The 20,432-nt window shown below is 69.5% G+C and carries 17 protein-coding genes and 1 pseudogene; 17 read left to right on the forward strand and 1 reads right to left on the reverse strand.

The features are described from left to right. Positions 1 to 18: 18 nt before the first annotated feature. On the reverse strand, positions 19 to 879 hold the full coding sequence (locus ON19_RS32605; protein WP_043701641.1) for a mycofactocin-coupled SDR family oxidoreductase: 861 nt from the start codon (positions 877 to 879) through the stop codon (positions 19 to 21). 524 nt (positions 880 to 1,403) lie between these two features. Between ON19_RS32605 and ON19_RS32615 the strand changes: the two genes are divergently transcribed. From ON19_RS32615 to ON19_RS32695, 17 genes and pseudogenes are all read left to right on the forward strand, one after another. Next, positions 1,404 to 2,942 (forward strand): AMP-binding protein, encoded by a 1,539-nt coding sequence (locus ON19_RS32615; RefSeq protein WP_043701645.1) that lies wholly within the window; start codon positions 1,404 to 1,406, stop codon positions 2,940 to 2,942. A 281-nt stretch (positions 2,943 to 3,223) separates the two neighbouring features. Continuing rightward, entirely contained in the window at positions 3,224 to 4,867 is a 1,644-nt protein-coding gene (locus ON19_RS32620) for an FAD-dependent oxidoreductase (protein WP_051169538.1), read from the forward strand. Positions 4,868 to 4,939: 72 nt separating this feature from the next. Further along, entirely contained in the window at positions 4,940 to 5,803 is an 864-nt protein-coding gene (locus tag ON19_RS32625) for an alpha/beta fold hydrolase (protein ID WP_043701646.1), read from the forward strand. A gap of 2 nt (positions 5,804 to 5,805) precedes the next feature. Beyond that, entirely contained in the window at positions 5,806 to 7,479 is a 1,674-nt protein-coding gene (locus tag ON19_RS32630) for a bifunctional 3-(3-hydroxy-phenyl)propionate/3-hydroxycinnamic acid hydroxylase (protein WP_043701648.1), read from the forward strand. Beyond that, the gene (locus tag ON19_RS32635) at positions 7,436 to 8,413 is read left to right on the forward strand and encodes a 3-carboxyethylcatechol 2,3-dioxygenase (RefSeq protein WP_043701650.1); all 978 of its coding nucleotides are present in this window, start codon (positions 7,436 to 7,438) and stop codon (positions 8,411 to 8,413) included. The genes ON19_RS32630 and ON19_RS32635 overlap by 44 nt, the downstream gene beginning before the upstream one ends. Positions 8,414 to 8,502: 89 nt before the next feature. Beyond that, entirely contained in the window at positions 8,503 to 10,251 is a 1,749-nt protein-coding gene (locus ON19_RS32640; protein WP_051169541.1) for an FAD-binding protein, read from the forward strand. Then, positions 10,248 to 11,549 (forward strand): LLM class flavin-dependent oxidoreductase, encoded by a 1,302-nt coding sequence (locus tag ON19_RS32645; RefSeq protein ID WP_043701651.1) that lies wholly within the window; start codon positions 10,248 to 10,250, stop codon positions 11,547 to 11,549. The genes ON19_RS32640 and ON19_RS32645 overlap by 4 nt, the downstream gene beginning before the upstream one ends. 75 nt (positions 11,550 to 11,624) lie before the next feature. Then, the gene (locus tag ON19_RS32650) at positions 11,625 to 12,437 is read left to right on the forward strand and encodes a coniferyl-alcohol dehydrogenase (RefSeq protein ID WP_043701678.1); all 813 of its coding nucleotides are present in this window, start codon (positions 11,625 to 11,627) and stop codon (positions 12,435 to 12,437) included. Between the two features lie 40 nt (positions 12,438 to 12,477). Then, positions 12,478 to 13,467 (forward strand): cyclase family protein, encoded by a 990-nt coding sequence (locus ON19_RS32655; protein WP_043701653.1) that lies wholly within the window; start codon positions 12,478 to 12,480, stop codon positions 13,465 to 13,467. Between the two features lie 29 nt (positions 13,468 to 13,496). Continuing rightward, positions 13,497 to 14,111, forward strand: a complete 615-nt coding sequence (locus ON19_RS32660) for an NADPH-dependent FMN reductase (RefSeq protein ID WP_051169539.1) — start codon at positions 13,497 to 13,499, stop codon at positions 14,109 to 14,111. Beyond that, the gene (locus ON19_RS32665; RefSeq protein WP_051169540.1) at positions 14,108 to 15,295 is read left to right on the forward strand and encodes a 3,4-dihydroxy-2-butanone-4-phosphate synthase; all 1,188 of its coding nucleotides are present in this window, start codon (positions 14,108 to 14,110) and stop codon (positions 15,293 to 15,295) included. Before ON19_RS32660 ends, ON19_RS32665 begins: the two co-directional genes overlap by 4 nt. Beyond that, positions 15,292 to 16,203, forward strand: coding sequence for an alpha/beta fold hydrolase (locus tag ON19_RS32670; RefSeq protein WP_083899808.1), 912 nt, complete (start codon positions 15,292 to 15,294; stop codon positions 16,201 to 16,203). The genes ON19_RS32665 and ON19_RS32670 overlap by 4 nt, the downstream gene beginning before the upstream one ends. A gap of 4 nt (positions 16,204 to 16,207) precedes the next feature. Further along, complete coding sequence (locus tag ON19_RS32675) at positions 16,208 to 17,047, forward strand: SDR family NAD(P)-dependent oxidoreductase (protein ID WP_043701656.1); 840 nt, start codon at positions 16,208 to 16,210, stop codon at positions 17,045 to 17,047. Beyond that, on the forward strand, positions 17,044 to 18,246 hold the full coding sequence (locus tag ON19_RS32680; protein WP_043701658.1) for an NAD(P)/FAD-dependent oxidoreductase: 1,203 nt from the start codon (positions 17,044 to 17,046) through the stop codon (positions 18,244 to 18,246). The genes ON19_RS32675 and ON19_RS32680 overlap by 4 nt, the downstream gene beginning before the upstream one ends. A 13-nt stretch (positions 18,247 to 18,259) precedes the next feature. Then, positions 18,260 to 18,454 carry a ferredoxin gene (locus ON19_RS32685; protein ID WP_043701659.1) on the forward strand — a complete coding sequence of 65 codons (195 nt, stop codon included), beginning with the start codon at positions 18,260 to 18,262 and terminating at the stop codon, positions 18,452 to 18,454. 47 nt (positions 18,455 to 18,501) lie between these two features. Further along, complete coding sequence (locus ON19_RS32690; RefSeq protein ID WP_043701690.1) at positions 18,502 to 19,740, forward strand: cytochrome P450; 1,239 nt, start codon at positions 18,502 to 18,504, stop codon at positions 19,738 to 19,740. 413 nt (positions 19,741 to 20,153) lie between these two features. After that, positions 20,154 to 20,432 (forward strand): annotated as a pseudogene (locus ON19_RS32695) (lipase); the annotation flags it as partial.

The following is a 20,432-nucleotide window of genomic DNA, read 5'->3' on the forward strand; positions in this document are numbered from 1 at the left end:
CGCGGGCCGGCACGCCGATCAGATGTGGTAGTCGTACCACTTCAGATAGCCGCCGCCGTCCACCCGAATCTGCAGGCCGGTGACGTATCTGGCCTCTTCGGAGGCGAGGTAGACGATGGCGTTGCTGATGTCCTCGGGCTCCACGTACGGGATGCGCATGGCCTGCTGCACGCCGAAGGCCGGTTCGGCGTCGGCGCGGGTCGGATGCTCGAGGTCGGGACGGAACGAGCGATACATCGGCTCGCTCTGCAGCATCGGGGTATTGCAGTTCGTCGGGTGTACGACATTGGCGCGGATGCCGCGCGGGGCCAGATGCCGCGACAGCTCGTAGACGTAGGCCGTCAGCGCCCGCTTCGAGTGCACGTACGCCATGCCGCCGAGATCCTTACCCGGCTGGTCGATCTTCGAGATGTCGATCAGCGAGGCGGTGGAGCCGGTCGCGATGATCGAAGCGCCCTCGGCGAGGTGTGGCAGCGAGACCTGGATCGCGTTGATTGTGCCGATCAAGTTGGTGTTGATCACGTCGGACCACGCCTGCAGTTGCGGTTCGCCCTTCATGCCCGCGATACCCGCCTGGGCCACGACGATGTCGAGCCTGCCCAGCTCGCGGATGCCGTTCTCCAGCGCGGACTGCAACTGGTCGGCGTTGCGCACGTCGGCCTTCGCGGCGATGATGCGCCGCCCGGTCTTGCCGACCAGGTTCGCGGTCTCCTCGAGGTCCTCCGGCGTCGCCAGCGGGTAGCCGATGGTCGCGATGTCCTCACAGAGGTCGACCGCGATGATGTCGGCGCCCTCCTCGGCCAGGCGCACCGCGTGACTGCGGCCCTGCCCGCGTGCCGCGCCGGTGATGAACGCGACCTTGCCCTCGACACGTCCCACAGCTGAACCTTCCGTTCTCTTCGATGGCCACGACGGCCACGCGGTGACGACGGATGACGCGTCTGCCGGAACGCCGAGGCGCACGCGCTGCGGTGAGCCAGGGATGGGCAGGCGGTCGGTCTGCCGTGCACCGGCCGGCGGCCTCGCAGCCGGGGCTGTCCGGGCGCATGGCTCGCTCGCCGAGCCTGTGGTCGACCCGCCGTCTCGTTCGGCAAGAATTGTCCTCGCCGTTGATGAGAACGGTACTCTACCGAAAGTTTCCCTGCAAGCTTCCCCGCGCTCCCGTGGATCTCGTCGGCGACCGCGAGTTGCGGTACGCCTTCCGTGTGGAGCGGTCTATTTCCAGCAACTCCGGAGCGGCTGTGTTGGATGTATTACTTTCGTATTTGGAGAATGATATTTCCGTCGATCACGAGCGCGGGCTGTTCCGGCCCGTCGGCCGGTGCGGCCCTGCGAGCCGGTTGTTGCCGCCGATGTCGAAAGGTCGCGCGCGTGCCGTGTCCGTGTAGTGAGGGAGAGTCGAGATGCGAACGGTCCCCGAGGAATTGAGAGCCCGCTACGAGCGGGAAGGCTGGTGGCGGCAGGAGACGCTGGGTGAGCTGCTGAGCCGAGGGCTCGGGGCCGCTCCCGGCGTCGAGTTCCGGGTCCATTCCGATGTGCGCCCGTGGTCGGGCACCTTCGCCGATGTCGAGCGGGTGGCTCGCAGGCTGGCCGCGGGCCTGCGGGCGCGCGGAGTGCGTCCGGGTGACGCGATCGCGTTCCAGCTGCCCAACTGGATGGAGGCCGCGGCGACCTTCTGGGGCGCCGCGCTGCTCGGCGCGGTGGTGGTGCCGATCGTCCATTTCTACGGCCGCAAGGAGGTCGCGCACATTCTCGACGTCGTCCGGCCTGCCGTGTTCATCACGGTGCACCGGTTCGGCAAGCTGAGCTTCGACCCCGAGGTCAGCGCCCGGGTCCCGTTGGTCGGCCTGGTGGAGATCGACTTCGAGGAGCTGCTCGCCGACGAGCCGATGGCGGGGGTGATCGCGGTGGATCCGGCGAGTCCGGCCCTGATCGCCTTCACTTCGGGAACCACGAGCGCCCCGAAGGGCGTCGTGCACAGCCATCAGACGCTGGGGTGTGAAGCCAGGCAACTCGCCGAGCGCAACGAGCTGGATCGGGGCAAGCAGCTCACGGCCACCCCGGTGGGGCATTTCATCGGGATGGTCGCGGCGTTCCTGATCCCGGTGCTGCACGCCAGGCCGGTGCATCTGACCGATGTCTGGGATCCCGGCCGTGCGCTGGCCCTGATGCGCAGCGATGGTCTCTCGGTGGGTGGCGGACCGCCCTACTTCGTCACCAGCCTGCTCGATCACCCCGATTTCACCCCCGATCATCTCCGCCACGTCCGGTACGTCGGACTCGGTGGCTCCGCGGTCCCGGTCTCGGTGACTCGCAGGCTCGCGGATATGGGCCTCATCCCCTTCCGCGCCTACGGCAGCACCGAACACCCGTCGATCACCGCGTCGCGGTACACGGCTCCGGAGTGGGAACGACTCGCCACCGACGGCAGGCCGATGCCGGGTGTCGAGATCCGGCTGGCCGACGACGGCGAAATCCTCAGCCGCGGGCCCGATCTGTGCCTCGGCTATACCGATGACCTGCTCACCGACCACGCTTTCGATGACGAGGGCTGGTATCACACCGGCGACATCGGCGTCCTTGGCACGGACGGCTGCCTGACGATCACCGACCGCAAGTCCGACGTGATCATCCGCGGCGGCGAGAACGTCAGCGCACTGGAAGTGGAGGAGGTGCTCGCCGAGCTGCCCGCGGTCGCCGAGGCGGTGGTCGTCGCCGTGCCCGACGAGCGCTTCGGGGAGGCGGTCGGCGCGGTGCTGCGTATCCGTCCGGGGCACGCGCTGCCGTCCGTGGACGAGGTACGAGCGCACTTCGCGGCGGCGGGCATCGCCCGTCAGAAGTGGCCGGAGCGGTTGTTCGAGGTCGAGGACTATCCGCGGACGGTCAGCGGCAAGGTGCAGAAACATCTGATCCGCGAAAGGATTGCCACATCCGCTAGATGAGAATACCATTCTTCTCAGTTGCAAATGGAGGTCTCGCGAACCTCGGGCGCCGCTGGTAGGCCGCTCGAAGCATCCGCCCGTCCCGGTCGGACCCGCGGTTCCCCCACACGCATTCCTCCGGGCGGAAGCCTCGGGGTCGACCGCGCCACGCCGAATCCGCGCGCGGTCCCGGCTCCCGGGTTCTCGCCCGGTGAGGGCTTCGAAGCGCCCGCCGTGTTCGGCTCGGATGAGCGGATCGGGGGGCCCGGGGCTTGCCCGTCCAGCCGAAAGGAAATCGCGCAGTGCCTTCGCAGCAGCAGGAACGATCCGCCACGACGGCGGACGTCGAGGTCGATGTCGTGGTCCTCGGCAGCGGCGCCGCCGGCCTGACCGCCGCACTGAGTGCGGCGGTGCACGGGGCGTCGGTGGCCGTCTTCGAGAAAGCGGCCACCGTCGGCGGAACGAGCGCGGTCTCGGGCGGGATCGCGTGGATCCCCGCCCACGACCGCTGCGCCGACGGACCGCTGAGTGTGGCCGACGCGCTGAGCTACCTGCACGCCCAATCCCTGGACTCGATGGACGACGAGCTGGTCGAGGTCTTCGTGCGCACCGGTTCGGCGATGGTGGACTTCGTCGAGGCGCACAGCGGTGTGCGTTTCGAGATCGCCGAGGGCTTCCCGGATTACAAGCCGGAACTGCCCGGCGGCAGGCCGGGCGGCGGGCGATCGCTGAGCCCCGTCGCGTTCGATCCGGCCCGGCTCGGCGAATGGCGCGATCGCATCACCGCCTTCCCCGCGGACTGGAGCAACGTGGGGTTCGACGCCGAGACGCGGGCCCGGCTGCACGCGACGGTCGCCGACGAGTCGGCCGATCTCTGTGTGGCGGGAACCGCCCTCATCGCGGGGTTGCTCGCGGGGGTGCTCGACGCCGGAGTCGTACCACGGACCAGGGTCAGGGCGACGGAACTGATCGCCGAGGACGGGGCGATCAGCGGGGTCCGGATCGTCACGGCCGCAGGCGAATCGACGGTCCGGGCGCGCGGCGGTGTCGTCTTGGCCACCGGCGGCTTCGAGTGGGACCCGGTCCTGGTCCGCTCCTATCTGCGCGGACCCATGCACGGCGCCGTCTCGCCGCCGAACAACACCGGAGACGGGCTGCGCATGGCGATGGCGCACGGCGCGGACCTCGGCACGATGAGCGAAGCCTGGTGGGTACCGATCGTCCGGATTCCCGGCGACACCATCGACGGCAAGCCGCGCAGTCGTAGCGTGCGCCTGGAGCGGACGCGCCCGCGCAGCATCATGGTCAATCGCGCGGGCAAGCGGTTCGTCAACGAGGCGTCGGAGTACAACTCGATGGCGGGCGCCTTTCACTATCTCGATCCCAAGGGCGGTTACGTCAACGACCCCGGCTGGATCGTCTTCGACGCCGTCCACCTGCGCCGGTACGGCTTCCTCGGCGTCGCCCCCGGTGACCCGGTGCCCGAATGGTTCTGCGAATCCGCGGATCTCGCCGAACTCGGGGCCAGGACCGGCATCGATCCCGACGGGCTCGCCGCGACCGTCGCCGCGTGGAACCGCCACGTCGCCGCCGAGGCCGACCCAGATTTCGGGCGCGGCTCGAGCGCCTACGACGGCTGGTGGGGCGACGAGCGCGCCGCCACCGTCGCCGGTCGCACCCTCGGCCCGATCGACACCGCCCCCTACTACGCCGTGCCGGTCACCGTGGGCGCGATGGGAACGAAGGGCGGGCCGCGAACCGACCGGGACGGCCGGGTCCGGCACGTCAGCGGGGCGGTCATCCCCGGTCTGTTCGCGGCAGGCAACGCCATGGCCGGTGTGACCGGCCGGGCCTACGGCGGAGCGGGCGGGACCATCGGTCCCGGGATGGTGTGGGGCTTCCGCGCCGGATACGCCGCGGCGACCGGCAAATCTGTCGAGATCTGAGCACAGCGAAAGGCATCGGGCCACAAACGCCGCGTCGGCGGCGCACAGGCCGGGTTCTACGGAGGTAACGAATTGCCGGAATACGAGAGCATCTGGAGCGATCTCCAGGGCGTCCCTTTCACACAGGGATACCTGGATGTCGGCGGCGTCCGAACCCGCTACCTACATGCGGGCGATCCCACTTACCCGGCTCTCGTTCTGCTGCACGGGTCCGGTGGGCATGCCGAGGCCTATGTCCGCAATCTCGAGTCGCACGCGGCGCACTTCTGGACGTGGTCGATCGACATGCTCGGGCACGGCTACACCGACAAGCCCGGCCATCCGCTGGAGATCTCGCACTACGTCGAGCACGTCATCGGATTTCTCGACGCGATCGGCGTGCGGCGCGCCTCTGTCAGCGGAGAATCGCTGGGCGGCTGGGTGGCCGCCCGCGTGGCGATCGACCATCCGGAGCGCGTCGAGCGCTTGGTGCTCAACACCGCGGGTGGATCGCAGGCAGACCCTGAGGTGATGCGGCGCATCGTCACGCTATCGATGGCGGCCGCCGCGGACCCCGCCTGGGAGACGGTGCAAGCCAGGATCAAGTGGCTGATGGCCGACAAGTCGAAGGACTACCACGACGTGGTCGCCAGCAGGCAGCGCATCTACCGGCAGCCCGGCTTCGTCACGGCCATGCGCGACATCATGGCGTTGCAGGACCCGCAGATCCGGCAGCGAAACCTGCTGGGGCCCGCGGAATACGGCCGGATCACCGCGCCGACGCTCGTGCTGTGGACCAGCGACGACCCGACCGCCGACGTCGCCGAGGGCAGGCGGATCGCGTCGATGATCCCCGGTGCGCGATTCGAGGTTCTGCCCGACTGCGGGCACTGGCCGCAGTACGAGGACGCCAAGTCTTTCAACGCCCTGCACCTCGACTTCCTGCTGGGCGGCTGACCGTGGTCGAGCAGACTTCTCCCACCACGCCGACCGACGTCGACGTGCTCGTGGTCGGCGCGGGCCCGGTGGGTCTGACGCTGGCCAACATGCTCGGGATGTACGGGGTGCGCACCCGGGTGGTCGAGGAACGCCCGACGCTCATCGACTATCCGCGCGGTGTGGGCCTGGACGACGAGTCGCTGCGGACGTTCCAGGCGATCGGCTTGGTCGACCGCATCCTGCCGCACACCACGCCGAACCAGATCATGCGGTTCGTCGACAGCCGCCGCAGGCTCCTGGCCGAGATCGCACCGACCGACGAGCAGTTCGGCTGGCCGAAACGCAACGGGTTCGTCCAGCCGATGGTCGACGCCGAACTGCTTGCCGGACTGAACCGTTTCCCGCAGGTCGAGGTGGCCTGGGGGACGGCCATGACCTCGTGTGCGGACTCCGGCGGGCAGGTGACGGTCGAACTGGCCACCGACAGCGGGCCGTCCGTGATGACCGCCCGATACGTGGTGGGCTGCGACGGCGGGCGCAGCGCCACGCGGCGGCAGATGGGGGTCTCGTTCGAAGGGACGACGTCGCCGACTCGCTGGCTGGTGGTCGATCTCGCCTCGGATCCGCTGGGACACCCGAACATCGAGGTCGCCGCCGATCCGGCGCGGCCGAACGTGTCGGTGTCGATCGCGCACGGCATCCGGCGCTTCGAGTTCATGATCCACGACGACGAGCCCGACGAACTGGCCGAGGATCCGGCGTTCGTGGCGAAGATGGTCGCGCCGTTCGTTCCGCATCCCGAGCGGCTCGAGGTCATCCGGCGCCGGGTCTACACGCACCATTCCCGGATCGCGGGCGCCTTCCGGCGCGGCCGCCTGCTGTTGGCCGGCGACGCCGCGCACCTGATGCCGGTGTGGCAGGGGCAGGGCTACAACAGCGGCATCCGGGACGCGGCGAACCTCGGATGGAAACTCGCCGCGGTCGTCGGCGGGCAAGCGGGCGACGCTCTGCTCGACAGCTACGACCTGGAACGGCGAAAGCACGCCAGAGCCATGATCGATCTGTCGACGATGGTCGGCCGGGTGATCTCGCCGACCGATCGCAAGGTCGCGGCGGTGCGGGACGCGCTGGTTCGCGCGGCGGCCGCGATTCCTCCGGTGCAGCGCTACGTGCTCGGCATGCGGTTCAAGCCGATGCCGCGCTACGAGCGCGGCGCGGTAGTGCACGACTGGTCCCGCTCACCGGCGTCGTCGGTCGGCACCCTGTTCGTGCAGCCCCGGGTGGACACCCGGGACCGCGCCGACGTGCGGCTCGACGAGGTGCTCGGCCCATGGTTCGCCGTGCTGTGCTGGAACAACCGGCCCCGCAAAGTGCTCGGCGCGACGGCGTTCGAACGGTGGAAAGCCCTGGGAGCGCGGTTCTTCGAAGCTCGACCGTCCACCCAGCTGCACTGGACCGGCCACGACGACCCGGACGTCGTCGTCGTGGGCGACCGCACCGGAGCGCTGAAACGCTGGTTCGACGGCCAGCGCGACTCGGTGCTGTTCCTGCGCCCCGACCGCTGTGTGGCGGGCGCGTCCATCGCGCAGCTGGCGCCGGAACTGAGCGCCGACCTGCTCGACACTCTCGACTTGCTGCAGGGAGGAAACGATGCCGCTGGCCCTGTGCTGCGTCTCGCACAGCCCTCTTCTTGATCTCCCCGGCCCGGAACGGGAGCTGCTCGACGACATCGAGTCGGCGCTCGACGAGGCGGCGCGGTTCGTGCGCGCCTTCGACCCCGAACTGGTCGTGGTGTTCGCGCCCGATCACTACAACGGGTTCTTCTACAAGCTGATGCCGCCGTTCTGTATCGCGACGGCGGCAAGCGGAGTCGGTGACTACGGCACGCACGCCGGACCGCTCGACGTCCCCGCCGAGCGGGCTACCGAACTGGCCGAGGCGGTGCTCGCCGCCGGGGTCGACGTCGCGGTCTCGCTGACGATGGACGTCGATCACGGGACCGTGCAGCCGTTGCAGCGGCTGCTCGGCGCCGCGACCGCGCGGCCGGTCGTCCCGATCTTCGTCAACTCGGTGGCCGTGCCGCTGGGGCCGCTGCGTCGCGCCCGTGCGCTGGGCGCGGCCGTCGGCGCGCACTTGGCGACCCTGGACGAACGGGTGCTGGTGATCGGCTCCGGTGGGCTCTCCCACGACCCGCCCGTGCCCGCACTCGCCACGGCCACCGGGCCGGTGCTGGAGCGGATCGTGCACGGCGGGCAGATGACCCCGCAGCAGCGGAACGCGCGGCAGGAGAGGGTGATCGAAGCCGCGCGCGAATTCGCCGCCGGGCGCGGCGGGCTGCGGCCGCTCAACCCGGAGTGGGACCGGCGCTTCCTCGACATCCTCGATCAGGGGCGGCTCGGCGAGTTCGACAACTGGTCCAACGCGGGGATCACCGAGGCGGCGGGCAACTCCGGGCACGAGGTCCGCACCTGGGTCGCCGCCTTCGCGGCGCTTGCAGCTCAGGGGCCGTACCGGACAACTGCGCACTACTACCGCTCCGCTCCCGCGCTGATCGCCGGATTCGCCATGCGAACCGCCCTGCCGGAACGGGACCGGGACAACGAATCGACCGCCAGGAGACGAGCGTGACATCCGAACCGACCGACGCGCCCGCGTCCGGTACCGCCGAGCAGCCCGGAAACACCGGTGCCGGCGCGGCTTTCGACCAATCCGTCGATGTGCTGATCGTCGGCTCCGGCGGTGGCGGGCTGACCGCCGCGCTCGCCGCCGAGGCGGCCGGACTGTCCACCTTGGTGGTGGAGAAGGCGCCGTACTACGGCGGATCCACCGCACTGTCGGGCGGCGGCATCTGGGTGCCCGGCGCACCGGCTCAGAAGCGCGACGGCTACTCGCCCGATCCGGAGGGGGTGGTCGAGTACCTGCGTGCGATCACCGAGGGTCTGGTCAGTGACGCGCGCCTGCGGGCCTACGTCAGCAAGGCGCCGGAGATGATGGAATTCCTCGAGCGGCGCAGCCCGTGGCTGGAGTTCGTATGGAAGCCCGGCTACGCCGACTACTATCCGGAACTGCCGGGCGGTTCCGCGCAGGGCAGCACCATCAACGTGCCGCCGATCGATCTGCGCCAGCTCGGCGAGGAAGAGCAGAACCTGCTGCGTCCGCTGGCTCTGGCCCCGAAGGGAATCTGGTTGGGGCCCAAGGATCTCCGGTTGTTCTACCAGGTGCGCCAGTCCTGGCGCGGCAAGGCCGTGCTGGTGAAGCTGGTGTGGCGGATGTTCCGCGCCAGGGTGTTCGGTGACCGGATCGCCGCCATCGGGCAGTCGCTGGTGGCCCGGCTGCGCCTGGCGCTGCGGGAGCGTGACATTCCGCTCTGGCTGAGCGCGCCGATGACCTCCCTGATCACCGGAGCTGACGGCCGCGTGGTGGGAGCGGTGGTCGAGAAGGGCGGGCAGTCGCTGCGAATCCGCGCCGAGCGCGGGGTGATCCTCGCGTCCGGCGGCTTCGATCACGACATGGCCTGGCGCAAAGAGCACCAGCCGGTGGTGGAGCAGGATTGGAGCTTCGGCAACCCGGAGTCCATGGGCGACGGCATCCGCGCCGGGCAGCAGGCCGGCGCGGCCACCGACCTGCTCGACGAGGCGTGGTGGTTCCCCGCCATCCAATGGCCCGACGGCCGGCTGCAATTCATGCTGAACGAGCGCATGATGCCCGCCCAGTTCATCGTCAACGGCGCGGGCGAGCGGTACATCAACGAGGCCGCGCCGTACATGGACTTCGGCCACGCGATGATCGAGGGCCAGAAATCGGGGACCACGCACATCCCGAGCTGGCTGATCACCGACGTGCGGTCCTGGCGCCGCTACGTCGTCGCCGGGCATCTGCCGCTGCCGAAGATCCCGTTCGCGCCGGTGCCGACCGGGCGGAAGATCCCCCAGGCGTGGCTGGACTCGGGCGTCGTCGTGGCCGCGAACTCCTGGACCGAGCTCGCGGCGAAGATCGGCGTGCCCGAAGAGCGCCTGCGCGCCACCGCGACGCGATTCGACGAACTCGCGCGCAAGGGTCACGACGACGACTTCCAGCGCGGCGACAGCGTTTACGACAACTATTACGGCGATCCCACGCTGCCCAATCCCAATCTGTATCCGCTGGGCAAACCGCCGTACTACGCCTTCCGGATGATCCTCGGCGATCTGGGCACCTCGGGCGGCCTGCGCACCGACGAGCACGCCCGGGTGCTGCGGCCCGACGACAGCGTCATTCCGGGTCTCTACGCCGTGGGCAACGCCTCCGCGGCGGTCATGGGCCGCAGCTATGCGGGCGCGGGCGCCACGATCGGCCCCGCGATGACGTTCGGCTACCTCGCGGCCGAGCACCTGGCCGGAAAGGCCGACGACGCCACCGGGGCAGCGCAGCACACCGAATCAGCCCGCAACGACTCGACGTTCGATTCCATCGGAGGAAGTAAATGAAGATATCCCTGTTCTACGAATTCGCGCTGCCGCGGCCGTGGGTCCCGGACGACGAGCGCCAACTGTTCAAGGAAGGGCTCGCGGAGGTCGAGGCCGCCGACAAGGCCGGGTTCTCCACCGTCTGGTTGACCGAGCACCACTTCCTCGAGGAGTACTGCCACTCGACGGCGCCGGAGATCTTCCTCGCCGCCGCCAGCCAGCGGACCAAGGACATCCGGCTCGGTTTCGGCGTCATGCATCTGCCCCCGGCGATCAACCATCCGGCACGCGTCGCCGAACGCGTCGCCACGCTCGACCTCATCTCCGATGGACGGGTGGAGTTCGGTACCGGTGAGTCGTCGTCGGTGGGTGAACTCGGCGGATTCACCATCGATCCCGCCGACAAGCGCGGGCAGTGGGAAGAGGCTTTGGAGGTCGCCATCCGCTGCATGGTCGAGGAGCCGTTCACCGGTTTCAAGGGCGAGCACATCGAGATGCCCGCGCGCAACGTGATCCCGAAGCCGCACCAGCGCGCGCATCCGCCGGTGTGGGTGGCGTGTACCCGGCCCTCGTCGGTCCAGATGGCGGCGCGGCTGGGCGCGGGCGCGCTGAGCTTCGCCTACACCGGACCGGGACCGCTGGCGGATCGTGTCCGCGGGTACTACCAGGAGTTCGAGGACAAGGCCGAGCCCTGGTTGCCGGTGCTCAATCCGAACATCCTGGCCATCGGCGGCGACCTGTCGATGATGGTCGCGCCCACCGACGAGCAGGCTCTGCAGCGGCTCGGGCTCGGTGGCGGCTTCTTCTCCTTCGGGATCATGCACTACTACATGACCGGCCAGCACACGCCGGGCCGCACCGGCGTCTGGGAGCGCTATCTCGACGCCGTCAAGGAGGACGAGACGCTGGCCTACGGCCCGGGCCGGGGCGCCATCGGATCGCCGGACACCGTGCGCGAATTCCTGCGCGGCTACGAGGAGAGCGGCGTGGACGAGATCATCCTGCTGCTGAATCCGCGCAGCCACGAGGCCACCATGGAGTCCATCGAACTGATGGGCAAGCAGGTGCTGCCGGAGTTCATCGAGCGCGACGAGAAGGCGGTCGCCGCGAAGGCGAAGCGGCTCGAGTCGGTCATCGAGAAGGTCGAAGCGCGGCGTAAGCCGTTGCCTTCGCCCGCGTTCGACGAGGACTACGCGTTCGGCGGCCTGCCCACCGGCCGCGGCGGCAGCTTCACCGCGAGCGAGATCCCCGAAGCCATGGCCGAGATCAACGAGGGCCGGGTCCAAGCCGCGCAGCGCGCCAAGGAAGAAGCGCAGTGACCACCGGCCCGCGCGGCCTCGCCGCGACCGCGCGGGCGTGGCCGGACGACAGCGGAGAAAGACGAGGTGCCCGAGGTGGAACGAGCCGATGAGCTGTGGCGTTACGACGGCAGGCGGGTCGTCGTGACCGGTTGCTCCTCCGGGATCGGCGCGTGCGTGGCAAGCCAGGTCACCGAACTCGGCGGCCGGGTGGTCGGACTGGACCTGGTGGAGCCGCCCGGTGCGCTCGACGAGTTCCACCAGGTGGACATGGCCGATGCCGCATCGATCGACCGGGCCGTCGCCGCGCTCGGCGGACCGGTGGACTCCCTGTTCAACGTCGCGGGCGTCTCCTCGGGCATCGGTGACCCGATCCGCGTGGTCACGATCAATTTCCTCGGCCTGCGGCACTGCACCGAAGCGATCGCGCGGTCGATGAACCCCGGCGCCACCATCGCGAGCGTGTCCTCGCTCGCGGCGGCCGGCTATCTCGAGCACCGCGAACAGGTCGGCGACCTACTGGACACCGCGGACATCGAGACCGGAATCGCTTGGTGCGAAGACCATCCCGACGCCGTGGCCGACGGCGGTTACCGGCTGTCGAAGGAAGCGATCATCTACTACACGATGCGCAACGCCGTCGCCTTCGGCGCGCGCGGCATCCGGATCAACTGCACCGGCCCGGGTGTGACGGAGACACCCATCCTGGAACAGCTGCGCTCGGCATACGGCTCCGAGTATCTCGACACCATTCCCAAGCCGCTTGGCCGGGTCTCCGAACCGGCCGAACAGGCGGCCGCCCTGCTGTTCCTCAACAGCCGGGCGGCGAGTTACGTGACCGGCCAAGTGCTCTGGGTCGACGGCGGAAACGTCGGCGCCCGGATCGCCGGCGTCGACCTCGGCTCGTGACCGCGGGCATCCGAGCAATCAGCGTGGAAGGACAAGCATCGTGGCCGATCTGACGGAATTCCGGCGTGTCGCCGACGGCGTGCGCAATTGGGGCCGATGGGGCGCCGCCGACGAACTCGGCACGCTCAACTTCATCACCCCGGACAAGGTCGCCCAGGCGGCGCGCCTGGTGCGGCACGGGCGTGTGTTCCCGCTCGGCGTCGACTTCGGCTCGTCCGGGCCGCAAGGGGCGTTCAAGTTCCGGCACAACCCGGTGCACGTGATGACCGTGGACGGCGGCGACGCGGCGACCCTGACCGAATACGGCCCGAAGTGGTTGCGCAACAGCGTCGGACGGGAACTCAGCGGATTCTTCGAGGACAACCCGTTCCGCTTCAACGACGACCTGATCATCATGCCGCTGCAGGCGGCGACGCAGTGGGACGCGCTGTCGCACGTCTACTACGACGATTACCTGTACAACGGCTTCCCGGCGAGTTCGGTCACCAGCCTCGGCGCATATCACTGCGGCATCGACAAAGTCGACGGCAAAGGCATCACGACCAGGGGTGTGTTGCTGGACCTGGTCCGCCACCGGGGCGCCGACACCTTCCTGGAAGCGGGCAATCCCATCACTCCGGACGAACTGGACGAGGTCGTCGAGGCGCAGGGGGTCGAGGTCGGCCGCGGCGACATCCTGCTGATCCGCACCGGGTGGTGGGCCCGCTTCCTCGAGGCGGGCGACGGCACGGAGCCGTACTCGGGCCTGGACTGGCGGTGTGCCACCTGGCTGCACGAACGCGAGATCGCGGCCGTGGCCGCGGACAACCTGATGGTCGAGGACCCGGTGTCCGGGGTGGACGGCACGTTCCTGCCGATGCACATGCTCTGCCTGCGGGACATGGGTCTGATGCTCGGCGAGTACTGGGACCTCACCGCGCTCGCGGCCGACTGCGCCGCGGACGGCGTCTACGAATTCCAGCTGATCGCACCGCCGTTGCGCGTCATCGGCGCCGTCGGATCGCCCATCAACCCGATCGCCATCAAGTAGGACCCGAGGGAAAGAACGAGGTTTCGGTCATGACCGCAGGCACGACACGTGCGAGCGCCACCGAGGTGGCCGCGGACGGACGACCGTTCGTCGTCGGCATCGGCGGCACGTTGCGGGCGGGCTCGTCCACGGAGCAGGCGCTGCGGCACTGCCTGGCGGCCGTCGAGCGCCACGGCGGGCGCACCGCGCTGTTCTGTGGCGAGGAGATCAACCTGCCGATGTACAACCCGCACGACCCGGCCCGCACCGCGAAGGCCACCGCGCTGGTGGAGGCGCTGCGCCGCGCGGACGCCGTGGTGATCGGCTCACCCGGGTACCACGGCGGCGTTTCCGGCCTGGTGAAGAACGCCCTCGACTACATCGAGGACCTTCGCGGCGACGCGACGGTGTACCTGGACAACAAACCGTGGGGCTGCATCACCTGTGCCTACGGATGGCAGGCCGCCGTGGGAACCCTCGGCCAGCTCCGGGTGATCGGTCACGCGTTGCGGGCGTGGCCCACGCCGCTCGGCGTCGCGATCAATTCCGCGGAGCCGATCTGGGATGCCGAGGGCAGGCTGACCGACGATGCCGTCAGCGCTCAGCTCGATCTGCTCGCCACACAGGTGCTGACCTTCGCTCCCGCCGGTGGGGCACCGGTATGACGGCCTCGCCCCGGCCGAACGGCCGGACCAGGGTGGCCGAGGCCACGGCCGCCCTCCGGTCCGGGCGGATGATCCTCGTCCTGGACGAGGCGGACGGTGCGTGCCGGGGCGATCTGGTGATGGCGGCCGAGTGCATGACGGCCGAGGCAGCGAACGTGATGACCACCCTCGGGTGCGGACTGATCCACGTGTCGACTCGCTCTGCGGCGCTCGACGTCCTCGGGATACCCCCGGCCGATCCGACCGCCACCGGCCCGGGCCGCGACCTGTTCCGAGTGTCGGTGGGACTGGCCGGAGCCTGCGGTGTCAGCGCCTCCCAGCGCGCCCAGACCATTCGCGCGCTCGCGGACCCGGCGAGCACACCGGCCACGTTCACCCGGCCCGGACACGTCTTCCCGCTCGGCTGCGCCGCAGGCGGCGTGCTGTCGGTGCCCGCGTATCCGGAGGCCGCGGCCGACCTGGTCGAGCTGGCCGGAATGGCGCCGGTCGGCGTGCTGTGTGAGGTCTGCGGCTCCGACGGCGAACAAGCCGGGCGCGCCGAGCTGCTCGAACTAGGTCGCGCGCAGGGGTTTCCGGTGGTGTCCGTCGACGATCTGGTCGCTTACCGCCGACGCGAGCTGTGCCGGGTGAAGCGTCGCGGTGTGGCTCGTATCCCGCTGCCGATGGGGGAGTTCCGGGCGATCGGCTTCACCGACGGGCTGGATCGCGAACACGTCGCGTTCGTCCACGGCGACCCGGCCGCGGGCCGCGCGCCGCTGGTGCGCCTGCATTTCGAGTGCCTCGCCGGTGACGTGTTCGGTTCCCGGCACTGCGGTTGCCGGGCGAAACTCGAAGAAGCGCTGGACCGGATCGCGCGCGCCGGGGACGGCGTGCTCGTCTACGTTCGCGCGCGCAGCACCGCCGTGCGGGACACGTTGCGCGCTTGTGCCACCGAGGGTGAGAACCGCTGTGCCGAGGCGCATCCGGTCGGCCACAGTGATCTCCAGTCGGCCTTCGACATCCTCGACGAACTCGCCATGCGCGAGATCCGGTTGCTCAGCGACGTGGCCGAGGCCTCGCTCGAGCCGGAGCGGGTGCGCGTCGTCGAACGGATCCCGCTGTCGGACACCTCGCCCCGCCCCGGCGCGGGAATTCTCGCGCCGCGGCCAGCGCACACCGACGACCGGATAGGGAGCATGTCGTGATCGCGCAGCGCAGAACCATCGTGGTGGACGGCTCGACCACCGCGTACCTGGAAGCCGGATCGGGCGAACCGGTCGTGCTGCTGCACGGCGGCGAGTTCGGCGTGTGCGCGGAACTGGGTTGGGAGCACACCATCGACGCTCTCGCCCGCCACTACCGGGTCCTGGCGCCGGACATGCTGGGTTTCGGCGGGTCGGCGAAAGTGATCGACTTCAACGACGGCCGCGGCCTGCGCATCCGGCACATCGCCCGATTCCTCGCCCTCCTCGGCATCGAGTCGGCGCACTTCGTCGGCAATTCCATGGGTGCGATCAACCTGCTCGTCGACGCGACCTCGACCGCTCCGAAGCTTCCGATGCGCAGCTTGGTGGCGATCTGCGGTGGCGGCGAGATCCAGCGCAACGAGCACATGCAGGCGCTCTACGACTACGACGCCACGCTTCCCGGGATGCGCGCCATCGTCTCGGCACTGTTCCACGCCGAGTCGTTCCCCGCCGACGAAGCCTATGTGCGCAGGCGGTACGAATCGAGCATCGCTCCCGGCGCGTGGGAGGCCCTGGCGGCGGCGCGATTCCGCCGACCGGGCGCCGAGGCGCCGCCCGCTCCGTCGAGCAAGCGCCCGTATGAGCGCATCCGCGTTCCGGTCCTCGTCGTCGAAGGCGCGCGCGACAAGTTGCTGCCCGCCGGGTGGTCGGCGCACATCGCCGAGCAGATCCCGGCTGGGCGCGCCGTCGTCGTACCGGACGCGGGGCACTGCCCGCAAATCGAGCAGCCGGAGGTCGTCAACGACCTGCTGTCGGCCTTCCTGCGCGAGCAGGCCGGCCCGGCCGGGGAGCCGAACGGCGCACGCCCGGGTCTGCTGACCCCAGCCGCGGGTACGGCTGCGGCCGGACCGAAACGAAAGGAATGAACCCATGACCGACGAATTGGCGGGCAAAGTCGCCATCGTCACCGGCGGCGCGTCGGGAATCGGCAGCGCGACGGTGGCGCGGTTCGTCGCCGAAGGCGCACGCGTCGTCGTCGCCGACGTGGATCTCGAGCGCGGCGCGGCCTCGGTGGCCGGATACGGCGCGGCCGCGGTGTTCCAGCAGACCGACGTCGCCGACCCGGAGCAGGTCGAGCGGCTCGTCGACACCGCAGTGCGGACCTTCGGCGGGCTGCACGTGATGTGCAACAACGCGGGCATCTCGGGCACGATGCACAAGAGCCTGCTGCACGACGATCTCGGCGATTTCCACCGCGTCCTCGGCGTGAACCTGCTCGGCGTCATGGCGGGCACCCGCTTCGCGGCCCGGCACATGGCCGACAACGGCGGCGGATCGATCGTCAACGTGTCCTCGGTCGGCGGCATCCAGGCGGGCGGGGGAGTGCAGAGCTACCGTGCGTCCAAGGCGGCGGTCGTGCATTTCACGAAATCGGCGGCGATCGAACTGGCACAGTTCGGCATTCGCGTCAACTGCATCGCGCCCGGCAACATACCGACCTCGCTGCTCGCCTCCGCGGCCACGACGATGTCCGCGGAACTCGGCGAGCGGTTCACCAAGGCGATGCGCGAGTCCATGGAGGCCGACCGGCCGTTGCGGCGGGAGGGCACACCCGAGGACGTCGCGGAGGCAGCCGTCTATTTCGGCGGTGACCGATCCCAGTACGTCACCGGAACCGTGTTGCCGGTGGACGGCGGCACGGTCGCCGGCAAACCCCTGAGACCGCGCAAGAAACCGGCGGAGCAATCGCTGGCGGCGGGGCCGCGATGACTCGCCGCACCGGAGTTCTCGTCGTCGGGGCCTCGGCCGCGGGCCTGGCCGTCGTGGAAGCGCTGCGCCGAGAAGGATATCGGGACCGCATCACCCTGCTCGGCGGTGAGCCGCACCTGCCCTACGACCGTCCGCCGCTGTCCAAGCAGATCCTCTCCGGCGCCTGGCGGCCCGAGCGGACGCTGTTGCGCGCACCGCGCATGCTGGCCGGACTGGACGCCGATCTCGTGCTCGGCTGTCGTGCCACCGCCCTCGACGTCACCACCCGCACCGTCCACACGACGACCGGCGCCGTGACGGCGGACCACATCGTGCTCGCCACCGGGGCCGCGCCGAGGATGCTGCCCGCACCGCCCGGATTGCGCGGGGTCCATGTGCTGCGCACGCTGGACGACGCCCTCGGGCTGCGCGACGACCTGTCGGCCCGTGCACGCGTGGTCGTGGTGGGCGAGGGTGTGCTCGGCGCGGAGATCGCCGCCACCGCAAGGCAAACCGGTCACGACGTCACGATGACGGGTCCGCAGCGCGCCCCGATGGCGGCTCAGCTCGGCGGTTTCGCCGCCGGGCTGCTCGCCGACCTGCACACCGGCAACGGAGTGCGCCTGCGGCTCGGCGTCGGCGTCTCCGGCCTCAGCGACCGCGGCGGCGCGGTCACCGGAGTGGTCCTGGAGAATTCCGAGACCCTGCCCGCGGATCTGGTGGTGGTCGCGATCGGGGCGGTGCCCGCCACCGACTGGCTCGTCGGCAGCGGGCTCTCGCTGGCCGACGGCATCGTCTGCGACGAGCGCTGCCGCGCCGCCGAGGGCGTCTACGCGGCCGGCGACGTCGCCCGCTGGCATCATCCGGCCCTGGGGACGACGCTCCGCCTGGAGAACCGCACGAACGCGACCGAACAGGCGGGCGTGGTGGCGGCCAATATCCTCGGCGCCGAGCGGGCGTATCAACCGATTCCGTACTTCTGGACCGACCAATTCACCACCAAGATCCAGGTGTACGGGTCCATCACGGCCGACGCGCAGGTCACCGTCGTCGACGGAGACCCGGCCGACGGCCGGTTCGTCGCGCGGTTCGAGCGAGGCGGAGCCGTCACCGCGGTGCTGGGCTGGAACATGCCCAAGCAGGCCAGGATCCAGCGGCAGCAGTTGGCGCAGGCGCACGCGCTGCTCGCCTCGCCCCCTACCCCAGCTCACTCCCCGTAGGAAGAAGGTCCCGATGAAAGTGACTGTCGATCAAGTCAAATGCGTCGCGGCCGGGCATTGCGTCATGCACGCGGCCGATGTGTTCGACCAGCGAGACGAGGACGGCATCGTCGTCCTGCTCGATGAGAACCCGCCGGACGAACTCGCCGAGGACGTGCGCCAGGCCGCGGCCGTCTGCCCGGCCATGGCCATCCACATCGAGGAATGAACCGGCAGCCTGCGGTCCGCCCGCAGCCGATCACCCAGGAGTGCACAGTGTCCGAAGCACTGACCGAAACGACCGCCTCAGCCATGGAGGTTCCCGACTATCCCATGCCCCGCTCGACCGGGTGCCCGTTCGCGCCGCCGCCCGAGGCGTTGCGGCTCGGCAAGACCAAGCCGCTCAACCGCGTCCGGATCTGGGACGGCAGCACACCGTGGCTGGTCACCGGATACGCCGAGTTCAAGACCCTGATGTCGGATCCGAGGGTCAGCGTGGACGATCATCGGCCCGGCTTCCCGCACTGGAACGAGGGGATGGCGGCGATCGTGGACAGCAGGCCGAAGTCGCTGTTCACCACCGACGGTGAGGAGCACAGCCGGTACCGGCGGATGCTGACCAAGCCGTTCACCTTCAAGCGGGTGGAGGCGCTGCGGCCGGTCATCCAGCAGATCACCGACGAGCACATCGACCGGCTGCTGGCCGGCCCGCAACCCGGCGATCTCGTCGAGGCGCTGGCCCTGCCGGTGCCGACGCTGATGATCAGCGAGATGCTCGGCGTGCCGTACGAGGACCACGAGTTCTTCCAGAAGCACGCCACCGTCAACGTCGATCGGTACGCGACCAAGGAGCAGGCCGCGGAGGGGCGCTCCGGGCTGGCGCGGTACCTGGTCGAACTGGTCAAGAAGAAGCTGGAAAGCCCCGCCGAGGACGTGGTGTCGGATATCGCCGAGCGGGTCCGCGCCGGCGAGATCGACATGAAGGAGGCCGCGCAGTTGGGCACCGGCCTGCTGATCGCCGGGCACGAGACGAGCGCCAACATGATCTCGCTCGGAGCCCTGGCCCTGATGCGCAATCCCGATCAGTTCGCCCTGCTGCGCGATAGCGACGATCCGAAGATCGTGGTCAACGCGGTCGAGGAACTGTTGCGCTACCTGAGCATCATCCAGAACGGCCAGCGGCGCGTCGCGATCGAGGACATCGAGATCGCGGGCGAGACCGTCCGAGCGGGTGACGGCCTGATCTTCGACCTCGCTCCGGCAAACTGGGACGAGAAGGCATGGGAGCAGCCGGCCCAGCTCGATCTGCGCAGGCCCGCCGCCCAGCATCTCGGGTTCGGATTCGGCCCGCATCAGTGTGTCGGGCAGCAGCTGGCCAGGGCTGAACTGCAGATCGTCTTCCGGACGCTGGTGCGGCGAATTCCCACGCTGCGCTTGGCTATTCCGTTCGAGGAAGTCCAGTTCAAGCACGACCGGCTCGCTTACGGGGTGTACGAGCTGCCGGTGAGCTGGTAGGCCACACGCCGAACCGCTCCGGTTCTGCCCATCCCGGTACTGGGACCAGCGACCGCCGGGCAGCTCGCCGATATTCGGCGGCTGCCCGGCGGTGGCGCGTTCAAGGGTGTGTCCGGGGCTGCCCCCTCGGTCGAGCCCCGTCGGGCGGTGAATGGGACTCGGCCCTGGCGAAAGATCTGACACCAGCCGGATTCATATCCCAGTAATCGTGTTACTCTACGGTAGTTCCATAGCTGTGACATGTCTCATGTCGAATTGCTATTGAGGTCGAGGACACTTCGGCGACGGTGCCGGGTGGAGTTCATGGAGAGTTATCGATGCAGCGACAGCAGGTGCGGTCTCGGTCGGGGTGGCGGCGGTGGGCCGTTGCGGTGGCGGCGGCGGTGGCCGTAGCTTGTGCTACCGCGGTAGCGGTGGATACCCGGGAGGCGGCCGCGGCCCCGGTGAACGATTTCTATCTTCCGCCTTCGCAGATTCCGGTGGAGCCGGGTGCGATTGTGAAGACCGCGCCGATGGCGTTGTTCGCGACGGTGCCTACGGATAGGGGGTGGCCGGGTAAGGCGCAGCATGTCATGTACACCAGCCGGTTGCAGGACGGGTCGCCGGTGGCGGTGTCGGGAACGTTCATCGACGCGACCGGTCCGTGGCAGGGGCCGGGTCCGCGTCCGACGGTGGTGATCGCTCCGGGCACC

It is taken from the genome of Nocardia abscessus NBRC 100374 (genome assembly GCF_000308455.1).
GTDB lineage: Bacteria > Actinomycetota > Actinomycetes > Mycobacteriales > Mycobacteriaceae > Nocardia > Nocardia abscessus.